The sequence below is a fragment of the Capnocytophaga sp. G2 genome, from assembly GCF_035282625.1.
Taxonomy (GTDB): Bacteria; Bacteroidota; Bacteroidia; order Flavobacteriales; family Flavobacteriaceae; genus Capnocytophaga.
Map to the genome: position 1 here is coordinate 1 of NZ_JAYKBU010000020.1, position 17,822 is coordinate 17,822.

Here is a 17,822-nt window from a genome sequence, read left to right on the forward strand (position 1 = left end):
TTATAATATATAGAATAATAATCAGGGTCAATTCTTTCTCCAGTTACTTCTGATAGATTTGTCAAAAACAAACGCCCCTTTTTTACTAACGGGTTATCATTATCTAAGTTATAGCTACTGTTTTTATCAGTGCTTTGCGGTAAATGCTCTTCTTCTTTGGGTAGTGTAATACCTAACTCTCCTAAAAGATAATCGTCAATACTATCCAACAACCTTTGAGCTTCAGCTTCTTTTTGCTGTTTTTCAGTATAGGCTTTCTCATATAAATCGACTATTTGTTGCTGTATTTCTAAAGGAGGGAGAGGTATTTTTAATTTTTTTAAGAGTTCTAAACCTATACCTGATTGGTTATTCCAGTTAGTACAAATAGAATAAAAAATTCTATTTCTTTGATACATATTTAGAATTATCCATAAATAATCTGGTAATATAGCTTCTTTTCTAACTCTTATAATAGTTATATGATTTGAAAAAGTAAGCTCTTTATTTTCTTTTAAAATAGCTGTTTTTCCTACTAGTTCTTGACTATTAGTATTATTAAATAAAATATCATTAACCTCTATTCTAATACTATTTTTATCAATAGGAAGATAAATGTTTTTGTCATATTTCAAAAAACCATTTTCATCAATATTTGTAGGTCTAATTTGTATAATACCATTTTTAGCATCAGTTTGCTCTTGCTTTCCAGCTCCAAATCCTGATTTAAAGTATTTTACAATTGACTTTAGTAATACACTTTTGAATATATTAGTATTAAATTTTGCTAAATCAGAGGCGTAAAATATAGGGTCAATTCTCCCCTCCAATTCTGAACGATTAACAATAAAAACCTTATTAGGATCTATATTTTCTGATAGTTTAAACATATAAAATATTACTCTAAAGGTATACCGTAGTTTTTATTCAATATCTCTAAAATATTTTTTCTTGCTATTTCAGATAAGCTATTAGATCTATATTCATTATTATAGATATGATATGTGTCATTAACATAATCTGATTTAGGAGGAGCTGAAGATTTTTCCCTAAATAAAAGAGTAGGTTTTTTCAGGGCTCTTGCCCAACCAGTCTCATATAGTACATTTGCATTATTATCAGAGATATCAGCAATGAAAATATGACAATTTTGAATTTTATTTATAATATCTTGTATTTGGTCTTGAGTTTCTCCTTTATTTTGCATTATAGGATAAAGAGAAATCTTTACTCCATAATCTCTACTTATTTCATTGATTACATTTCTATATATTGTATTATATTCTTCAACAATGTTTGGATCGCCTTGAAAATAAGGCATTGCAACAAAAACCTTTATTTCTTGCTCTACTATTTTGTCAAATATTTTGATAATACTCTCTGCCTTGATTTCTTTAATATCAAAAATATGATTTTTGATTACCCAGTTTTTAAAAAATTCGAATTTACTTGTATTATTTGTAACTTTGTAATATAGAAATGCTGTAAGGAGTCCAAAGCTTGAATTATTTTTTAATTTTTTATTTTCTAAATACATAACATCAATACATTTTAACGCTTCAAGAACATCATCAACTATATGGTCTGTTTCATTGCTGTTTTCTAATAATACATTAAAAATTTTTATGCAGTAAGTTCTGTACTGATTTGAAATAATATGTTTGATGCCGGTAAAATAATCAGCCCTTATTTTATTTATCAACTCTCTTGTTTTAATTCCAGCTTTTCCTAAAATTACCTCTAACTCGGTGTCTGGAAAATTATTTTTGTCATCAATGATTACTTTTAAATTTTCTTCTGATGTTAATGGAATTGTTTTGGTGTTTATGTTGTGGAAAAATATTTTAGTTGCCTTGTCAAAAGTTTTTGTGTCTTGAGTTTCGATTAACCTATCTCCATCATAAAATTCTTCTCCTAAAATAATACAAAAAGGCGCAACCATTCTCTCAACCTTATCAGCAGTAGATGTTTCTGCCGCTAATAACCTATGGTTGCCATCAATTCTATGAAAAGGTTTAGAATTAATATATTCATCAGCAATAATAAGTTCAATGATTTTCACTCCTTCATCAGTTGGTGAATTAAAAATTTTCTTTATTCTTATTTCAACATTATCTTTATTTGATTTATATTTATTTCCTGATTGAATAGCCCTTAAAGGACTGTCATTTGATTTTTTAACAGAGTCATGTCTGATTTTATAGCTTAAAATAATCTCAGGGAAAAATAAATATGTTTCTGTTTCTAAAAAAGTAATAATATCTTCTCTTCCTTCAATAGGATTTCTTTGATAGTTATAATCCGCACAAGAAATTTTGGCTAATTCTTTAATAGGGGCAAAACCTCTGATACATAATTGTCCACTAAGTGAATTATCTAATATACCTCGTATTACCATAGCTTATTTATTTTCAATGAATTTTATAAATCGTTTCAATTCAATACCTATAATCTCCAATTCATTTACAGCAATCTTTTTGCCTGTAGCATCATAACCTATCTCTTCGGCAATCGCCATAAAAATAGGGTAGTCTTTTAGTTTCTTCTGTTTCTCTGTTAAAAAGGCATCTTGCAATTCCTCTTTGAGGTTGTTCACTTTTTCCGAAAACTCGTCTTGAATTTCTTTCTTCTCTTCAGCTATAAGAGGGGCTAACCCTTTTTTGTCAAGAGAAGGATGTTTTTCTTTGTATTGTTTTTCGAGCTCTTTTATAGCTTGTTTTTTCTCATTTTCTAATTGCGTCACCCTTTCTTTGTACTGATATGAGGAGAGCAGGCTGTGTTTTGAGTTTTTCTTTAAGTTTCTGATTTGTTGTGTTTCAGTTTCAGCATATTTTTTCAAGAACAGTACAGAACTTTTTACTCCTGCCCCATTAGCTGAGAAAGCCGTTTGAGGCATAGAAACTACGGCAACTATTCTAAAAATTTCTTCTATATGATCGCGTACATACTGCAAAGAGCTATTAGTTAAAATACCATCAGGAATGACAATGGCTAAATAGCCTTCTTCTTTTAGGAAGTTATAACATTGTTCAATGAATAATATTTCAGTACTTTGATTTTCTCGTACAGTTTCAGGAGGTTGCTTTACAGCCAACCAGTCTTCCTCTTTCTTACCTAGCTTGTATTCTTTCAAATAGGCTTTTTCTGTTTGGCGTATGATACTGCCAAAAGGGGGATTGGTAATGATAAAATCAAAATGATTGTATTTAAAACCTTTGTTTTCTGTGTTTTTTTGAATTTCTTCAGGGCTTAAAAGTCCATCAGAAGTAATCACATTGGTATGTCCGTCATCGTGAATAATCATATTCATTTTGGCAGCTCTCGAAATCTGTTCATTAATTTCTATACCATATAGATTCTTTTCAGCAAAGTCGTGCCAATGCTTAAAGTGTTTTGGGTATTGCTTTACATCAGTTTTATAGTTAGGATACCACTCATTAGCTTGTTCTCTTACTTTATTAAGAGCATATAAAAGAAAACCACCGCTTCCACACGAGGTATCTAGAACAATTGATTCGTTAGTAATAGGCAATACATCTACAATGAATTTTACAATTTCACGAGGGGTAAAATATTGTCCGAAATTACCTCTAAAAAAAGAATTCATAAAAGTTTCAAAAGCGCGCCCTTTGGCATCCAAGTCTGTCTCACCAATATTAATATCTTGCAGGTACTCTACTACAGTTCTAATTTTCTCAGGAGTAAGGCGGATATTATCTCTAAAAACTTCAGGATCTTTTTTTCTTCCTTCTTCGTATAATTCTTTTATTCTATCAAATAAACGTTTGTTTTCCTCTTCTTGAATAGATTTTGTCAACTCTTTTTCTCCCAACTTTTTAAAATTCTTAATTTCAGAAGCATCAACTGTTATGATTTGAAAATCATAAGGTTGCCCTGCTTTTCGGTCTTTTCTTTCATCCCAAATTTTACAAAATATGAGTTTGTCTAACTCATCAAAAGCTTCTGAAGGATTGAGTTGTCCCCCTCCCCAAAGAGCATCGTGAGCCCTTTTGAAGCGATTAGTAAGAGCGGCTTGTTCAATAACTTGTAAATCAAAAAAACTTTGCATTCCCTCTCTTTGTTTTATAGATTTAGCTTCATAAACAAATTTATAGTTAGCTAACTTCTTTACTCCAAATTGGGGAATATCAGGTAGAGTTTTTTTTATGTTTGTATCTTTATTAACCTCAAAGTATTTATTATTATCAGAAGAGGTTACCCAAACATATTTCACATTGTTGGGCATTGCATAAGCATAACTATATGCTTGATTTATAGCTTCATTAAATGCTGGGTCTGTAATATCTGCTTTTTTACATTCTACTAAAATATGCGGCTCAGTGCATTCATCATCATTATACACCACTATATCAGCCTCTTTTGTTTCTACTCCCATTTTTACTGGGACAAACATTTTTATTCGTTCGGGCTTGTAATTATACTTGTTTACTAACAAAATAAAAGCCTCAACTTGCACCTTTTCCTCTGGATTGGTGAAATTTCTAATTTTGTTTTGATGAATATATGTTATTGTTTTTTCATCTTCTGAAATGGAAATCAGTCCTTTTCTTATACCTTCTTGTATGATCCGATTCATTGTTTTTATTTATGTTACTATGATCTGTCAGTGATCCAATTAGCTCATTAGATTAGCTCCTGCAAAGATACCACTTTTTATGCAAAAATCAAGGAAAAGGAGTATGAGAAGTGTCTAGGTAAGAGAGTGAGGTATTTCCATCCTATGTGTTAATTAATCATTAATAATTGATCATTAATAATTGTTTTCGTACCTTTGCATGTTTGTAAAGAATCAACTCATGATAAAACCAAAAACAAGAGAACAAATAGAGATTATGTATGAGAGTGCTCAGATAGTTTCTCGTACATTGGGAATGCTTGCCAAGGAAATAAAACCTGGGGTAACTACTTTATACTTAGATAAATTAGCGGAGGACTATATACGTTCACAAGGAGCGAAGCCTGGTTTTTTGGGCTTATATGATTTTCCTAATACTTTGTGTGTAAGCCCTAACGCTCAGGTTGTACATGGAATTCCTAATAGCAAACCTTTACAAGAAGGGGATATTATTTCAGTGGACTGTGGTGCTTTAAAAAATGGTTATTATGGAGACCATGCTTATACGTTCCCTGTGGGAGAAGTAGCTCCAGAAGTGGCAGAACTTTTGAAGGTAACTAAGGAGTCCTTGTATATAGGTATACGAGAATTCAAGCTTGGTAATAGGGTGGAAGATGTAGGATATGCTATACAGACTTATTGTGAAAGGCATGGTTATGGAGTGGTAAGAGAACTCGTAGGTCATGGAGTAGGAACTAAAATGCATGAAGATCCTGAGATGCCTAATTATGGAAGAAAAGGAAAGGGAAAGAAATTTGTAGAAGGGATGGTGGTAGCTATAGAACCTATGATTAATTTGGGAACCAAGAATATCAAACAACTCCGTGATGGATGGACTATCCTCACTCGCGATGGAAAACCTTCTGCGCATTTTGAACATGATGTAGCCTTAGTAGAAGGACAGCCTAAGTTGCTTTCTACCTTTAAGTACATTTATGAGGCTTTGGGAATAGAAAGTCATGAAGAGGATGAATTTCTGTATAAATAATGAGGTTGATTAAGACAATTCTCAATACTATTCCACGTCCTTGGCTCATACGGATGAGCTATTGGATACGTCCTGTCTTGGTATATTATTACAAAGGGAATAGGTATACTGATCCTATTGATGGTAGTACTTTTCGTACCTTTCTTCCGTATGGTTATGGGAAAGTGAGAGAGAATGTACTCTCTCCCTCTACCTTATCTTTAGAAAGGCATCGCTTATTGTGGCTATATTTGCAGAGAAATACCCAATTTTTCTCAAAGTCTTTGAAAGTATTACATATTGCACCTGAACAGGCTTTCTATAGGCGATTTAAGAAACAACCCAACTTACAATATATTACCTCTGATTTATATTCACCCTTAGCGGATGTAAAGGCAGATATTTGTAGTTTACCTTTTGAAGAGGGACAATTTGATGTGGTTCTTTGTAATCATGTTCTTGAGCATATTCCTGATGATACTCAAGCGATGAAGGAACTTTATCGAGTAATGAAAAAAGGAGGGTGGGGAATATTCCAAGTACCACAAGAATTAGACAGGGAGAAGACTTTCTCAGATGATTCTATTACAGATCCTAAGGAGCGGGCACGTATTTTTGGACAATATGATCATGTACGTATTTATGGTAGGGATTATTTTGATAAACTTCATAAAATTGGTTTTGAAGTACACCCCATGCCTTGTACGGATATTGCTACTGACAAAGAGATAGAAAAATATTGCTTAGTGAAAAATGAAATACTCCCTATCTGTAAGAAATAACAGTAGGGAGTTTTAATATTTTTACAAGATTGAGAAATCACACAAAGAAAACAATTAATAGCTGTGCCACCATAATTCTCAGAAATGTAGTGAGCGGATATACACTTGCATAAGTAAGAGCGGGGATATCAGAAGAGGTGATATCATTGGCAAAGGCAAGCGCTGGTGGGTCGGTAGAGGCTCCTGCTAAGAGCCCACAAGTTTCTAAATAATTGAGCTTACCTCGCCAGCGAGATATCCACACTGTAATTATAAGAGGCACTAAGGTGATGATAGCTCCCAATCCCATCCAGAAGAAACCATCTCCTTCTGTAAGGGTATTGATGAAATTTTGTCCTGCCTCCAAACCTACACTGGCTAAGAAGAGCACAATTCCAATCTCTCGTATCATTAGGTTCGCACTTTGCGATACATAGTGCGTTACTGAGAAACGACCTCCGTAACGGCTAATGAGAATAGCTACAATCAAAGGACCTCCTGCTAATCCTAATTTCACAGGGACAGGGACGCCTGGAATATGGAATGGAATACTTCCTACCAATACTCCTAAGGTGATTCCTAAGAAGAGTTCTGCTATATGAGGTGTACTTAATCGTTTTTTAGAATTTCCAAATTCTTTGCTTGCTATTTTAATATGTTCCTCATCACCTACAATAGTGATGGTATCTCCGAATTGTAGTTTGGTGTCGGGGGATGGAATGAATTCAATTCCTGCACGATATACACGTGTTACAGTAACACCAAAACGTCCGTACACATTCATTTCGGCTAATTTTTTGGTGTAAGCCTCTTTCTGAGTAACATTAATACGACGGGAGATAAATTTTTTCTCTTTTCTTTCTTCAGGAAAAAATTGTTCTATCTTAACAGGTTCTCCTATAAGAGTTTCTAACTTCTCTGCATATTGCTTATCTACCACAAAAAGAATAATATCCCCTTTCTCTAAAATAATGTAATCATTGGCTAAAATAACTTCTTCATTTTTGAAGATTCTAGAGCAAATAAAGTTAAATTCTAATGTCTGGTGAATGGTACTTACCTTCTTACCAAATAAGGCAGGATTCTCTAATTTTAGAGCAACACGTACGATGGTGGAATGTTCTGCACGGTGTTTAAAGCCATGTAAGCGTTTTTCAGCTTCTATATTGATTTTGAGGAATGCTTTCATTCCCAACATTACAAGGATAATTCCCAATACTCCGAAAGGATAAGCCACAGCATATCCGGTAGAGAGTACCGAGTCAGATACATTGGAGGATAGGTCATTGAGTGTTGCTTGAGCAGCTCCCAGTCCAGGAGTGTTGGTAACTGCTCCGGACATAATCCCTACCATAGTAGCCATATCTATTCCTGTAGAGTAGTGAATAATAATAACTGTTAACATACAGGTTAGTACCACTAATATGGCAAAAGCGTTGAGCTTAATTCCTTCTCGCTGGAAAGAAGCAAAGAAACCAGGTCCTACTTGCAAACCAATGGTATAAACAAATAAAATAAGTCCAAATTCCTTCATGAAATGCTGCACATGTGCATTCACTGTAAACCCAAAATGGGAAGCTACAATTCCTGCAAAAAGAACACAAGCAATTCCAAAAGAAACTCCAAAGACACGAACTTTCCCCAGAGCTACCCCTACAGCAATTACAATACTATAGATGATTACCGTATAGGCTACGCTCTCATGGTTGGTCATCAAATTTAAAAACCATTCCATAAAATACAAACTGTTAATTAATTATTAATTTAATCTCCTTTTTCTTTAGATAAAAATCCCTTATCTAAGCTATTAGTATCTAAAGCATTTGCTAATAGCTCTTCATTTTCAATGCGTTGCCTGTATATGTCAATGGCTGTATATACGGCTTGTCGGAAGGAACTTTCATCAGCGATCCCCTTATCGGCAATTCCGTAAGCCGTACCATGATCGGGAGAGGTACGTATTTTGGAAAGTCCTGCAGTGAAGTTGACCCCTTTACCAAAAGACATTACTTTAAAAGGAATAAGTCCTTGGTCATGATAAGGTGCAATAATTCCATCAAAATACTTGTAATCTGACACAAAAAAACTATCAGCACTATAAGTGCCAAAAACCAAGATTCCTTCATTATAAAGTTTCTGTATTACAGGATGAACAATTTTTTCTTCTTCATCACCAATAACCCCTTGGTCTCCGCAATGAGGATTGACCCCTAATACAGCTATTTTAGGACGAATAATGCCAAAGTCCATGCGTAGAGAAGTTTCCATCAGGCGGATCTTTTTCTCTACGAGTTCTTGATTGAGATTCTTTACGACATCTTTTAAAGGAAGATGATCGGTAAGGAGTCCCACGCGGAGTTCATCTGATACCATGAACATAAGGCTTTCCCCTTCCAATTCTTGAGCTAAATAGTCCGTATGTCCAGGGAAATGAAAGTGCTCAGATTGGATATTTTTCTTATTAATAGGAGCTGTAACCAATACATCCACAGCGCCTTCTTTGAGTGCTGAAACGGCAGCTGTGAGGGATTCTAAGGCACACTTGCCACTCTCAGGAGTGGGAATTCCTAACTGAATAGGAGGGAGCTCCCGCCAGATATTCATTACATTGATTTTGTGTTCAATGATAGAACTCAAATGGATGATTCCATTGTAGGCAAAATCTATCCCAAATTGCTTTTTCCCAAAAGCTATCACTTTATTAGAAGCAAATAGGACAGGAGTACAGAAATCCAACATGCGCTCATCAGCAAATGTTTTCATTACTACTTCTAAACCTACACCATTGAGATCACCCACAGAAACTCCTATACGAATATTTGTTTTTTCTGTCATTTTTTTGTTAATTTGCATCGCCTTTCAGCACATGCGTTTGGAAGTGCAAAAATACGTAATTTTATTGAAAATGTTTACAGGAATTGTTGAAAAAATTGGTAGAATAGCAAAAATTACTCCTCAAGGTAAAAATTGCCACTTTTTTATAGAAAGCCAGCTTGCTGCCGAACTTAAAATAGACCAAAGTGTGGCTCATAATGGAGTCTGTCTTACGGTAGTAGGAATTGAAAATCAGCAGTATGAAGTAGTGGCTATAAATGAAACGCTTCAAAAAACAAGTCTTAGTACTTGGCAGGTAGGCGACATGGTCAATTTGGAACGTGCTATGAAACTCGGTGACCGCTTGGACGGACATATTGTACAGGGGCATGTGGATCAGACAGGCGTTTGCCACTCTATAGAGGACGCTCAGGGAAGTCGTGTCTTTACCTTTCACTACGATCCTTCTCTTGGCAATATGACCATAGAGAAAGGTTCTATTACTGTCAATGGAGTGAGCCTTACGGTAGTAAATTCTCAGAAAGGTGTTTTCTCTGTGGCAGTAATTCCTTATACTTACGAACATACGTCCTTTTATACTCTTAAAGAAGGAGATGTGGTGAATTTGGAGTTTGATGTCATAGGCAAGTATGTCTTGGCAAAGGTAAATGCTTTGAAACTTAAAAATTAAGATTTATGAAAAAAATCATCTATTTTCTTTCAACTCTATTTTTTTTTAGTTGTCATTTTTTTTCAAAGACTTCTGAAGAAACTACCTCAGAGGAGTTAAAAGAGCCCCCTATTGTGGCAGGTGATTATCCACAAGAAGATGATGGCTATCCACAGGTGGATACTGTGCCTGATTATAGCCCCAATATTCCCGATGGGGAGAGTAATATTGTCTTCAAAAGGGAGAAGGGGGAGGCAATCCTTATGGGGGATACCATTACTACCTATGATAAAAAAGGAAGATTCTTGGAATATCGCACGGATATAGATCGGAAGTTTGTTACGATCAAGGCTATTTCGGAACTGATGTATAATGATACCCAAGAGTATTGTAATGAGTATCATTTTGTAAAGGCCGAATTACCCAATGGAGAGCCACTTATTTTAGACGGAAGGCGTGTCTATAAGCTCTTAGAGAAACCTTTTGAAAAAGTGTTTGGCGCTTCTCAAGCCATTAAGATCTATCATGCCGACTATTACGGAGTAAGAGTGTCCGATGACGATGGGCTTACAGGCTGTGGTGCGCCCTTTGAACCCGCAGTATTGGTTTCTGTAGATGGGTTCAAGGGATTAGTTACTTTACAGAAAAATGATTTCGCTCTTGAAGCCTTTGGGTATGACCATCCATCAAGAAAGAAAGTAGATTTCTTTGAACTTGCTGATAATGACGGATTTGGTGATAAAGTGAAAAAAGCAACACAAACCCCTAATGGTATTGTCCTTGCTATACATAGAGATTTTCAAGAAGGATATACCGATTATAAAGTGCTTATAACCAAAGAAAAAGATATGTATAGTGCCGTCTATTTAGACTTTCCTGAAACAAAATATGATGAACCTTAAGAATAGGGAATAACAAGCTATCTCATTTACAATGGACAACAATTCCAAACAAAAAAAGCTTAAGCGACATAAGAATATTGCTTTAGGCTTACTACTGTTAATGTTATGCATCTATATAGGTGCTGTTATAGGACAGAGAAAAGCTCCTGAACTTGTTTTCGTAGGCTATATAAAAGCCTTTGCAGAGGCTGCTATGGTGGGAGCTCTTGCTGATTGGTTCGCTGTAACAGCCCTTTTTCACAAACCTTTAGGACTGAATATTCCTCATACAAATCTCATTGAAGAGCGAAAGAATGATATAGGAGAGAACTTGGGAAGTTTTGTGGTAGAAAACTTTCTCAAACCCCAACAGATACGTCCTTATATTATTAAAATTAAGCTATCATCATTTGTGCTTGAGTGGCTCTCCAGAGAGAATACTCCTTCTCAAATGAATGGTTTTCTAAAAACATATCCAATTCACACGAAAGCAAGAGAGTTCTTGGTTCAGTTTTTGGAAGGAGATAAATATGAAATTATCCTTTCACAATCTCTTGAAAAAATAGCTATTTATCTTCAAAAGCATCAGGATTCCCTACAGAGAGAAATAGAAGGGCAGTTTCCATTATTAGTACCTACTTTCATTAGAGAAGCTATTGCAAAGAAAGTAAGTGAAGGATTCTATCTGTACTTATTGAAAATGTCTCAGGATGCTCATCACCCTATTAGAACTGAGATTACCCAGGAGTTCTATCAGCTTTCTCAAGCCTTCAATACCCCTTATTGGGAGCAACAATTCATAACCTTATTACAAAAAGGAGTAGTATACTTTACTCAAGAATTGCAGGATAACACGATGTTACAAAATCAGATAGATGCTTGGGCGCAAAAAATGGTATATCAATTTGTTTTGAAAAATAAGGAAGAAGTAGGGATGCTCATTAGCAATACAGTGGAGAATTGGGAAGGAAAGCAACTGAGTAAAAAATTGGAATTGGAAGTAGGGAAAGATCTTCAGTTTATTCGAGTTAATGGTACTTTAGTAGGAGGATTAGTAGGTTTGTTTATTTACTTTCTTACACAATTTTTCTAAGAGCTGAATTTTGACTATCTTTGCACTTTGAAAACAATCATGTATGAATTTTGAGTTATTAAAGACCGATGAGGTAACCAAAGCTCGTGCGGGGCGTATTACTACAGATCATGGGGTGATAGAGACACCTATTTTTATGCCTGTAGGAACAGTGGCTTCTGTAAAAGGAGTACAGCAACGAGAACTTAGTGATGATATTAATGCAGATATTATATTAGGAAATACATATCATCTCTACTTACGACCTACTACTTCCATACTGGAGCAAGCAGGGGGCTTACATAAGTTTATGCATTGGGACAGGAATATCCTTACCGATAGTGGAGGTTATCAGGTCTATTCTTTTTCAAGCACTCGAAAAATAAAAGAAGAAGGAGTAAAGTTTAAAAGTCATATTGATGGATCTTATCATTTTTTCTCTCCTGAAAAATCTATGGAGATTCAGCGGAGTATAGGAGCAGATATTATGATGGCATTTGATGAATGTACTCCTTATCCATGTGAATACGGGTATGCAAAACGCTCTATGCACATGACCCATCGTTGGTTAGACCGTTGCATTATTTATTTACGAGAAAATGCTCCTAAATATGGTTATAATCAGTCACTATTCCCTATTGTTCAGGGCTCTGTATATCCAGATTTACGTAAGATTTCTGCGGAATATATTGCAGAGAAACAAGCAGATGGAAATGCTATTGGAGGGCTTTCCGTAGGGGAACCTGTAGAGAAGATGTATGAAATAACAGAGCTTGTATGTGATATCCTCCCTAAAGAAAAACCTCGCTATCTTATGGGAGTAGGAACACCCATTAATATATTAGAAAATATAGCCTTAGGAGTAGATATGATGGATTGTGTAATGCCTACCCGTAATGCTCGTAATGGTATGCTCTTTACCGCTTATGGAACTATTAATATCAAAAATAAAAAATGGGAAAATGATTTCTCTCCTATTGATGAGGATGGCTATACTTTTGTGGATACTTATTATACTAAGGCTTATCTTCGTCATCTTTTCGCAGCAGAGGAATTTCTAGGGAAGCAGATAGCTACGATTCATAACTTAGGCTTTTACTTATGGCTGGTACGTGAGGCAAGAAAACATATTTTACAAGGAGATTTTCTCCAATGGAAAAATCAAATGGTTAGCCAGATGAATAACCGTTTGTAGTGCATAGATAAACTTATGAGGAATGAAAATAATTGACAGATATATACTCAAGCGCTACTTCTTAACATACTCTGCTCTTTTTTTGATGTTTATTCCCATTGGGATTTTGGTGGATTTTGCTGAGAAGAATCAGAAAATGACTGACAATCACGCCCCTACAGAGGCTATTATTAAGTATTATGCTAACTTTGTAATACATTTTGCTAATATTCTTTTTCCTATTTTTCTTTTTCTTTCGGTGATATGGTTCACTTCTAAATTAGCTGAGAAAACGGAAATTGTAGCGATGCTTAGCTCAGGTATTTCTTATAATAGATTCTTGCGACCATACTTCTATGGAGCGACTATACTTTCAGTATTTGTCTTGATAATGGGGATGTTTGTTGTCCCTTATTCCAGTGGAGTGTATAATGAATTTTATGGCACTTATCTTTCGCCTAACCTTTACTCTAAGGGCTCTCGCCTATATAATCAGGTCAATAAGAATGAATATATTTATGTTAGTAGTTTTGATGCAAATAACAATCAAGGTTCAGATTTTGTTCTAGAACGCTTTGATGGACTAAAGATGACTGACAAAATTACAGCAAGTAACATTCAATGGATAGAGAATGATAGCGTAAAGACTTACCGCCTTTCCTATTATACACATCGCAAAGTGGGAGAGCTTGATGATATTTATGAACAGGTGATTCAAAAGGATACATTGTTAAATTTCAAAACAACAGACTTACTGCCTATAGAATATGCAGCGGAAACTAAGAACTTCTTTGAATTGAACAAATTTATTGCTGAAGAGCGTCAAAAAGGATCACCAAACATTCGCATTTATGAACTGGTATACTATCGCCGTTGGGCAGCTATCTTTAATGTATTTATATTGACTATTATAGGAGTAGCGGTTTCCTCTGTTAAGAAAAGAGGAGGCATGGGAGTGAATTTGGCTTTTGGGGTACTTATTGGATTCTCGTATGTATTCTTCGAGCGTATCTTTGGAATTATGGCAGAAAAATCAGGAATCACCCCCCTTATGGCAGTCATTATCCCCAATGCAATGTTTGCCTTATTGGCAGTTTATATGATACGGAAATCAAGGAGGTAAGTCAGTGGTTAGTTATTAGTACTCAGAGGTTAGTAACTCAAAACTATAATATCATGTCAGTAATTGCTAAATTATACTTTGATGGAGGAGAAAGAACACTTTCCTCATATTGGTTTGAAATGAAAAGAGGGGGAGGCTTTGGAAATCAAGTACCGACCTTTCCAAATGAAATGACTTTTGAGTTGGAATTTGATCTTGAAAAAGGAGATGAATTTTTTACTCGTTGGATGGTCAAGCAAGAAAGCCAACGGGTAGAAATAGTTCTTTATGACATTCGCTGGAAACGGGTGGTAGAGCGTTTTGAGCTGATTTATTGTACTCCTCTAAAGTTCGAAACTCTCTTTGACCATCAAAGAGGTTCCAAGAATCTCTTAGTGATTGATGCTCTTACCATGATCACCAATGAGGTATATTATACAGATATGCGCTTTGGTGCGTATCTTACGGGGGAGATTGAAAGACCTAAGAAGAAAAAAGAGGATACAACTCCAAAAATAATAGACTATTATTTGACGGATAAACATCAAAATATCTTTAAAGATAATTTAAAAAGTCATATAGGAGAAAAAATTTGGATTAATATTAATAGTGAAAATCTTATAGGATAAAAAATAATCCTAAATCTAAATCAAAAAGAAGTAGATTTTGAGTATCAAGGGAAACGACTTGAAAATGATATTCTAAGAGATTTTAAAATGACAAAAGATTTTGAAAGTATTGAACTGACAATCATTGAACCTAAAGCAAATAATCATGAGTGAAAAAATTATAGAAAAGGTAGGAATAACTCTGCAAGTACCTTGTATAGGATATGAGAGGACTATAAATTTGATGATTGAAAAGAAGATCAGATTTGCTATTTTTGTAATACAAGGGCTGCTCAAAGAGGATCCTGAGATTGGAGAAGAAAAAGCTGTTTATCCTACAGATATAGATTATGAAGGATTAGGGAAAATTAAAAATTTAGAATCACAAGACACAATAGTTAATATCTATCTCTCTTCTACATTAGAGAATACAAAGAATGCTGTTTTAAGAGAAATTAAAGATTTAAGGAAAGTAGATGAAAGCATAAAAATTATAATGGTTGGTCATAGTATGGGGGCTGATAATATTGTAGAATTAACAAAAGAAAATAGAGATATCATATTTAATTTTATTATTTTACTTGATATAAAAGATGCAACATCATATGGTATACTTTCAATAGATGATGATAATATAAATGAAAATGTAGAAAATGTTATAAACTACTATCAAGAGGGAGAAAAAACGGGTATTGGAGGAGAAAAAATAGAAATAATTAATCCCCAAAAAACAAAAGGGGTCAATATACTATCTCCTGGTTCAAATCATCGTTCTATTGATAATGATTTAAAATATTTTATAATTGAAGATATTATTAACTTTAAAAAAGGAAAAGATGCTGTAATGATAGCAAAGAATAGAAAACTACCTATTTTCAGACCCAGTGACTCTGATTCAGAAGATGTATTAAATTTTAAACCAAGATGGGAAAATCTTTCTACTCCCATTACAATTGAAGAAATATCAAACCCTTCTAATAAGTAAAAAATGAAATTAAAGAAAAATAATGAAAAAATTTATAAATTTCTCGTTATAACAGATATTATTTCTGTTTTATTTCTATTCTTATATCTTTGTTATTGGAAAAAATATATGAATGATTATATGTATTATATTTTATCTATATATATCCCCGCTATAGTTATTGTAGCTTTTCTTATATTTTTTATTTGTAAAGTAAGAAGGATATTATCTTTGTTTTTTATTCTATTTAATATTTTTATTATTTACACTTCTATTAGAAATATTATAAAAGTTCTATATGGATAGCGTCTAATAAATATAAGGCTATAGACCTATAAAGGACTATAATATAACACAAAAACTAAGTAATGTCGGAAAGAATTTTCCTACACTACACAAAGTAATACACCAAGTAAAATCTTGGATAAGAGATATATACTCTTAGGTTTCAGAGCTTAATATAACTGTTATTTGGCGGAGTATAGTTTTAGAATCAATCGTTCACAGATATGCGCTTTGGTGCGTATCTTACGGGGGAGATTGAAAGACCTAAAAAAGTATCCAAAGAGCCGGAAATTGTAGGATATTACTTTAAGGATTTGGAAGGAAATCGGATAAGTCAAGATGAATTAGAACCTGATATGGAAATATACTTATATCTTGAGACTGAAAATGCTTTGGATCAAACACTTACCATAGCTCTGAATGATCCACGGTTGGATTATGAATATGAGGGAGAAATAGTAGAAAATGATGTACTAAAGGATATCTCCATATTAGGAGATACTACTTGTATAAAATTAAAGACAGTTGAACCTAAAAAATAGAAGTTATGGGAGAGAATAAAAAAACAAATACAGCTATCGTTCGTTTTAGTAGTGGTAGAGGAAATCAAATGGAAATAAAGTTTCCAAATGTCGTATCAAAAAAGAATGCTATAGAAGATATTTGCATTGATTCCTTTACAGCAGAGGTCTATATCAATTATGGTAAAAAAGATGGTCAAGTGAGATCTATAGATTCTTCCTACTGGAATAAAAGCAAAGATCTTTCTTTAGATCAAAGAAATAGCTTTTTATTAGAAAATAGTAAAAAAGTGGAAGTAGATGATCGACAAATACAAGATATGCTACAAGAAATACATGTAAAAACCAATTATTCAAAAGAAAAAGGAAAAGAACATCAGGTTTTTATATGTTTAGAAAGCTCTTCTGCTATAATAAAATCATTCTTAGGACCAATAGGAACTGAAAGAAATTGTTTTATTCCTTCTTCAAAAGTTAATAATAATACTGTTGTAGATGTGAATGGAACTAAAATGGCTTTATTAGGACAAGTTCATACTCATCCTTTTATAACACTAAGAGAAAAACATATACCTGGTGGAGAAATGTTATATAATGAAAATGATAGAGTTAATGATTATGGAACATCAAAAGAAGACGCTGATTTAGCACATGATCTACACATTTATGTCTATGAATTAGATAGTTGGAACTTTTATAAAAAGACATCAAAAGTTTCTATCTATAGAGTTTCACCTACAGGTATTATGAAGAAAGTAGGTGCCACTAAAGGAAATGGAGAAGCAAATAATATGGTAAATATAGGATTAGAATGTCTCAACTTAAAAATAGGTAGATGAAAAAAGTATTTATTTTTCTAATATTATTTGTTTCATGTAAGACAACTATTAATACTATAAAAAGAGAATTGCCTACCAGTGCAAATTCATTAGAATATCATTTTCCAATGAAAGAAGAAACTTTATCTATAGTAGCTCAAGAAATAGAAAAAGTTAAGGAAACAAGCGATGATATATTTCTAATGTTGGATACAGAAGAAAATTATTTTGTTTTAAAAATTATTCCTTCTGATAACTTAGTAGAAGAAAAAATAGGTTCTCTAAAGGTAGTAAACTCCAATCGTTATGTTGATGTAAAAGGAACTTATTATTTTTTAGTATTTAGAATAGATACTTCTTTTGGAATTCTTTCAAAAGAATATATTACACATCCAATTACAGGAGAAAAAATAATGATCTATAATTGTCCTGTTACAATATATGAGGGTGCAAACTCACTTTTCTTTGATAAAAAATGGAATTTTGTTAAAAAGAGTAGTCTTATAAATTATGATGTCATGAAATAAATAGATAGCAGCAAGTTCTTGTCAATTCTCTTAAATAGGAAGT

The 17,822-nt window shown here is 33.6% G+C and carries 17 protein-coding genes and 1 pseudogene; 13 read left to right on the forward strand and 5 right to left on the reverse strand.

From position 1 onward, the window contains the following. The 3 genes from VJJ03_RS10345 to VJJ03_RS10355 all read right to left on the reverse strand — a co-directional run. Positions 1 to 869, reverse strand: an 869-nt coding sequence (locus tag VJJ03_RS10345; protein ID WP_323975460.1) for a restriction endonuclease subunit S, incomplete at its 3' end; no start/stop codon positions are given. Positions 870 to 877: 8 nt separating this feature from the next. Beyond that, positions 878 to 2,377, reverse strand: a complete 1,500-nt coding sequence (locus VJJ03_RS10350) for a hypothetical protein (RefSeq protein ID WP_323975462.1) — start codon at positions 2,375 to 2,377, stop codon at positions 878 to 880. Between the two features lie 3 nt (positions 2,378 to 2,380). Further along, positions 2,381 to 4,576: an N-6 DNA methylase gene (locus tag VJJ03_RS10355; RefSeq protein WP_323975464.1), complete on the reverse strand. Its 2,196-nt coding sequence runs from the start codon at positions 4,574 to 4,576 to the stop codon at positions 2,381 to 2,383. A 220-nt stretch (positions 4,577 to 4,796) separates the two neighbouring features. Between VJJ03_RS10355 and map the strand changes: the two genes are divergently transcribed. Continuing rightward, the gene (gene map / locus VJJ03_RS10360; RefSeq protein ID WP_323975466.1) at positions 4,797 to 5,603 is read left to right on the forward strand and encodes a type I methionyl aminopeptidase; all 807 of its coding nucleotides are present in this window, start codon (positions 4,797 to 4,799) and stop codon (positions 5,601 to 5,603) included. Then, positions 5,603 to 6,364 (forward strand): class I SAM-dependent methyltransferase, encoded by a 762-nt coding sequence (locus VJJ03_RS10365; RefSeq protein WP_323975468.1) that lies wholly within the window; start codon positions 5,603 to 5,605, stop codon positions 6,362 to 6,364. Before map ends, VJJ03_RS10365 begins: the two co-directional genes overlap by 1 nt. Before the next feature lie 37 nt (positions 6,365 to 6,401). Here the strand turns inward: VJJ03_RS10365 and VJJ03_RS10370 are convergent, their stop codons facing one another. After that, positions 6,402 to 8,078, reverse strand: coding sequence for a putative transporter (locus VJJ03_RS10370; protein ID WP_009746189.1), 1,677 nt, complete (start codon positions 8,076 to 8,078; stop codon positions 6,402 to 6,404). A 29-nt stretch (positions 8,079 to 8,107) separates the two neighbouring features. Next, complete coding sequence (gene pdxA / locus VJJ03_RS10375) at positions 8,108 to 9,178, reverse strand: 4-hydroxythreonine-4-phosphate dehydrogenase PdxA (RefSeq protein WP_323975470.1); 1,071 nt, start codon at positions 9,176 to 9,178, stop codon at positions 8,108 to 8,110. 70 nt (positions 9,179 to 9,248) lie between these two features. On the opposite strand from pdxA, the gene VJJ03_RS10380 reads away from it, so the two are divergent. The 11 genes and pseudogenes from VJJ03_RS10380 to VJJ03_RS10430 all read left to right on the forward strand — a co-directional run bounded on the left by VJJ03_RS10380 (position 9,249) and on the right by VJJ03_RS10430 (position 17,779). After that, on the forward strand, positions 9,249 to 9,848 hold the full coding sequence (locus VJJ03_RS10380; RefSeq protein WP_323975472.1) for a riboflavin synthase: 600 nt from the start codon (positions 9,249 to 9,251) through the stop codon (positions 9,846 to 9,848). A gap of 5 nt (positions 9,849 to 9,853) precedes the next feature. Further along, positions 9,854 to 10,729, forward strand: coding sequence for a hypothetical protein (locus tag VJJ03_RS10385; RefSeq protein ID WP_323975473.1), 876 nt, complete (start codon positions 9,854 to 9,856; stop codon positions 10,727 to 10,729). Positions 10,730 to 10,760: 31 nt separating this feature from the next. After that, entirely contained in the window at positions 10,761 to 11,801 is a 1,041-nt protein-coding gene (locus tag VJJ03_RS10390) for a DUF445 domain-containing protein (RefSeq protein WP_323975475.1), read from the forward strand. 43 nt (positions 11,802 to 11,844) lie between these two features. Then, complete coding sequence (gene tgt / locus VJJ03_RS10395) at positions 11,845 to 12,975, forward strand: tRNA guanosine(34) transglycosylase Tgt (RefSeq protein WP_323975477.1); 1,131 nt, start codon at positions 11,845 to 11,847, stop codon at positions 12,973 to 12,975. 22 nt (positions 12,976 to 12,997) lie between these two features. Then, positions 12,998 to 14,077 carry an LptF/LptG family permease gene (locus VJJ03_RS10400; protein WP_323975479.1) on the forward strand — a complete coding sequence of 360 codons (1,080 nt, stop codon included), beginning with the start codon at positions 12,998 to 13,000 and terminating at the stop codon, positions 14,075 to 14,077. 53 nt (positions 14,078 to 14,130) lie between these two features. Next, positions 14,131 to 14,685 carry a hypothetical protein gene (locus VJJ03_RS10405; RefSeq protein WP_323975481.1) on the forward strand — a complete coding sequence of 185 codons (555 nt, stop codon included), beginning with the start codon at positions 14,131 to 14,133 and terminating at the stop codon, positions 14,683 to 14,685. 145 nt (positions 14,686 to 14,830) lie between these two features. Then, a complete protein-coding gene (locus VJJ03_RS10410; RefSeq protein WP_009746181.1) occupies positions 14,831 to 15,649 on the forward strand; it encodes a hypothetical protein in 819 nt (272 codons plus the stop codon). Between the two features lie 301 nt (positions 15,650 to 15,950). Next, positions 15,951 to 16,210 (forward strand): annotated as a pseudogene (locus tag VJJ03_RS10415) (hypothetical protein); the annotation flags it as partial. Continuing rightward, entirely contained in the window at positions 16,138 to 16,455 is a 318-nt protein-coding gene (locus VJJ03_RS10420) for a hypothetical protein (RefSeq protein WP_323975483.1), read from the forward strand. The pseudogene VJJ03_RS10415 and the gene VJJ03_RS10420, both read left to right, overlap by 73 nt. 5 nt (positions 16,456 to 16,460) lie before the next feature. Beyond that, positions 16,461 to 17,273 (forward strand): hypothetical protein, encoded by an 813-nt coding sequence (locus VJJ03_RS10425; RefSeq protein ID WP_323975485.1) that lies wholly within the window; start codon positions 16,461 to 16,463, stop codon positions 17,271 to 17,273. Next, a complete protein-coding gene (locus VJJ03_RS10430; protein WP_323975487.1) occupies positions 17,270 to 17,779 on the forward strand; it encodes a hypothetical protein in 510 nt (169 codons plus the stop codon). The genes VJJ03_RS10425 and VJJ03_RS10430 overlap by 4 nt, the downstream gene beginning before the upstream one ends. Positions 17,780 to 17,822 lie beyond the last annotated feature (43 nt).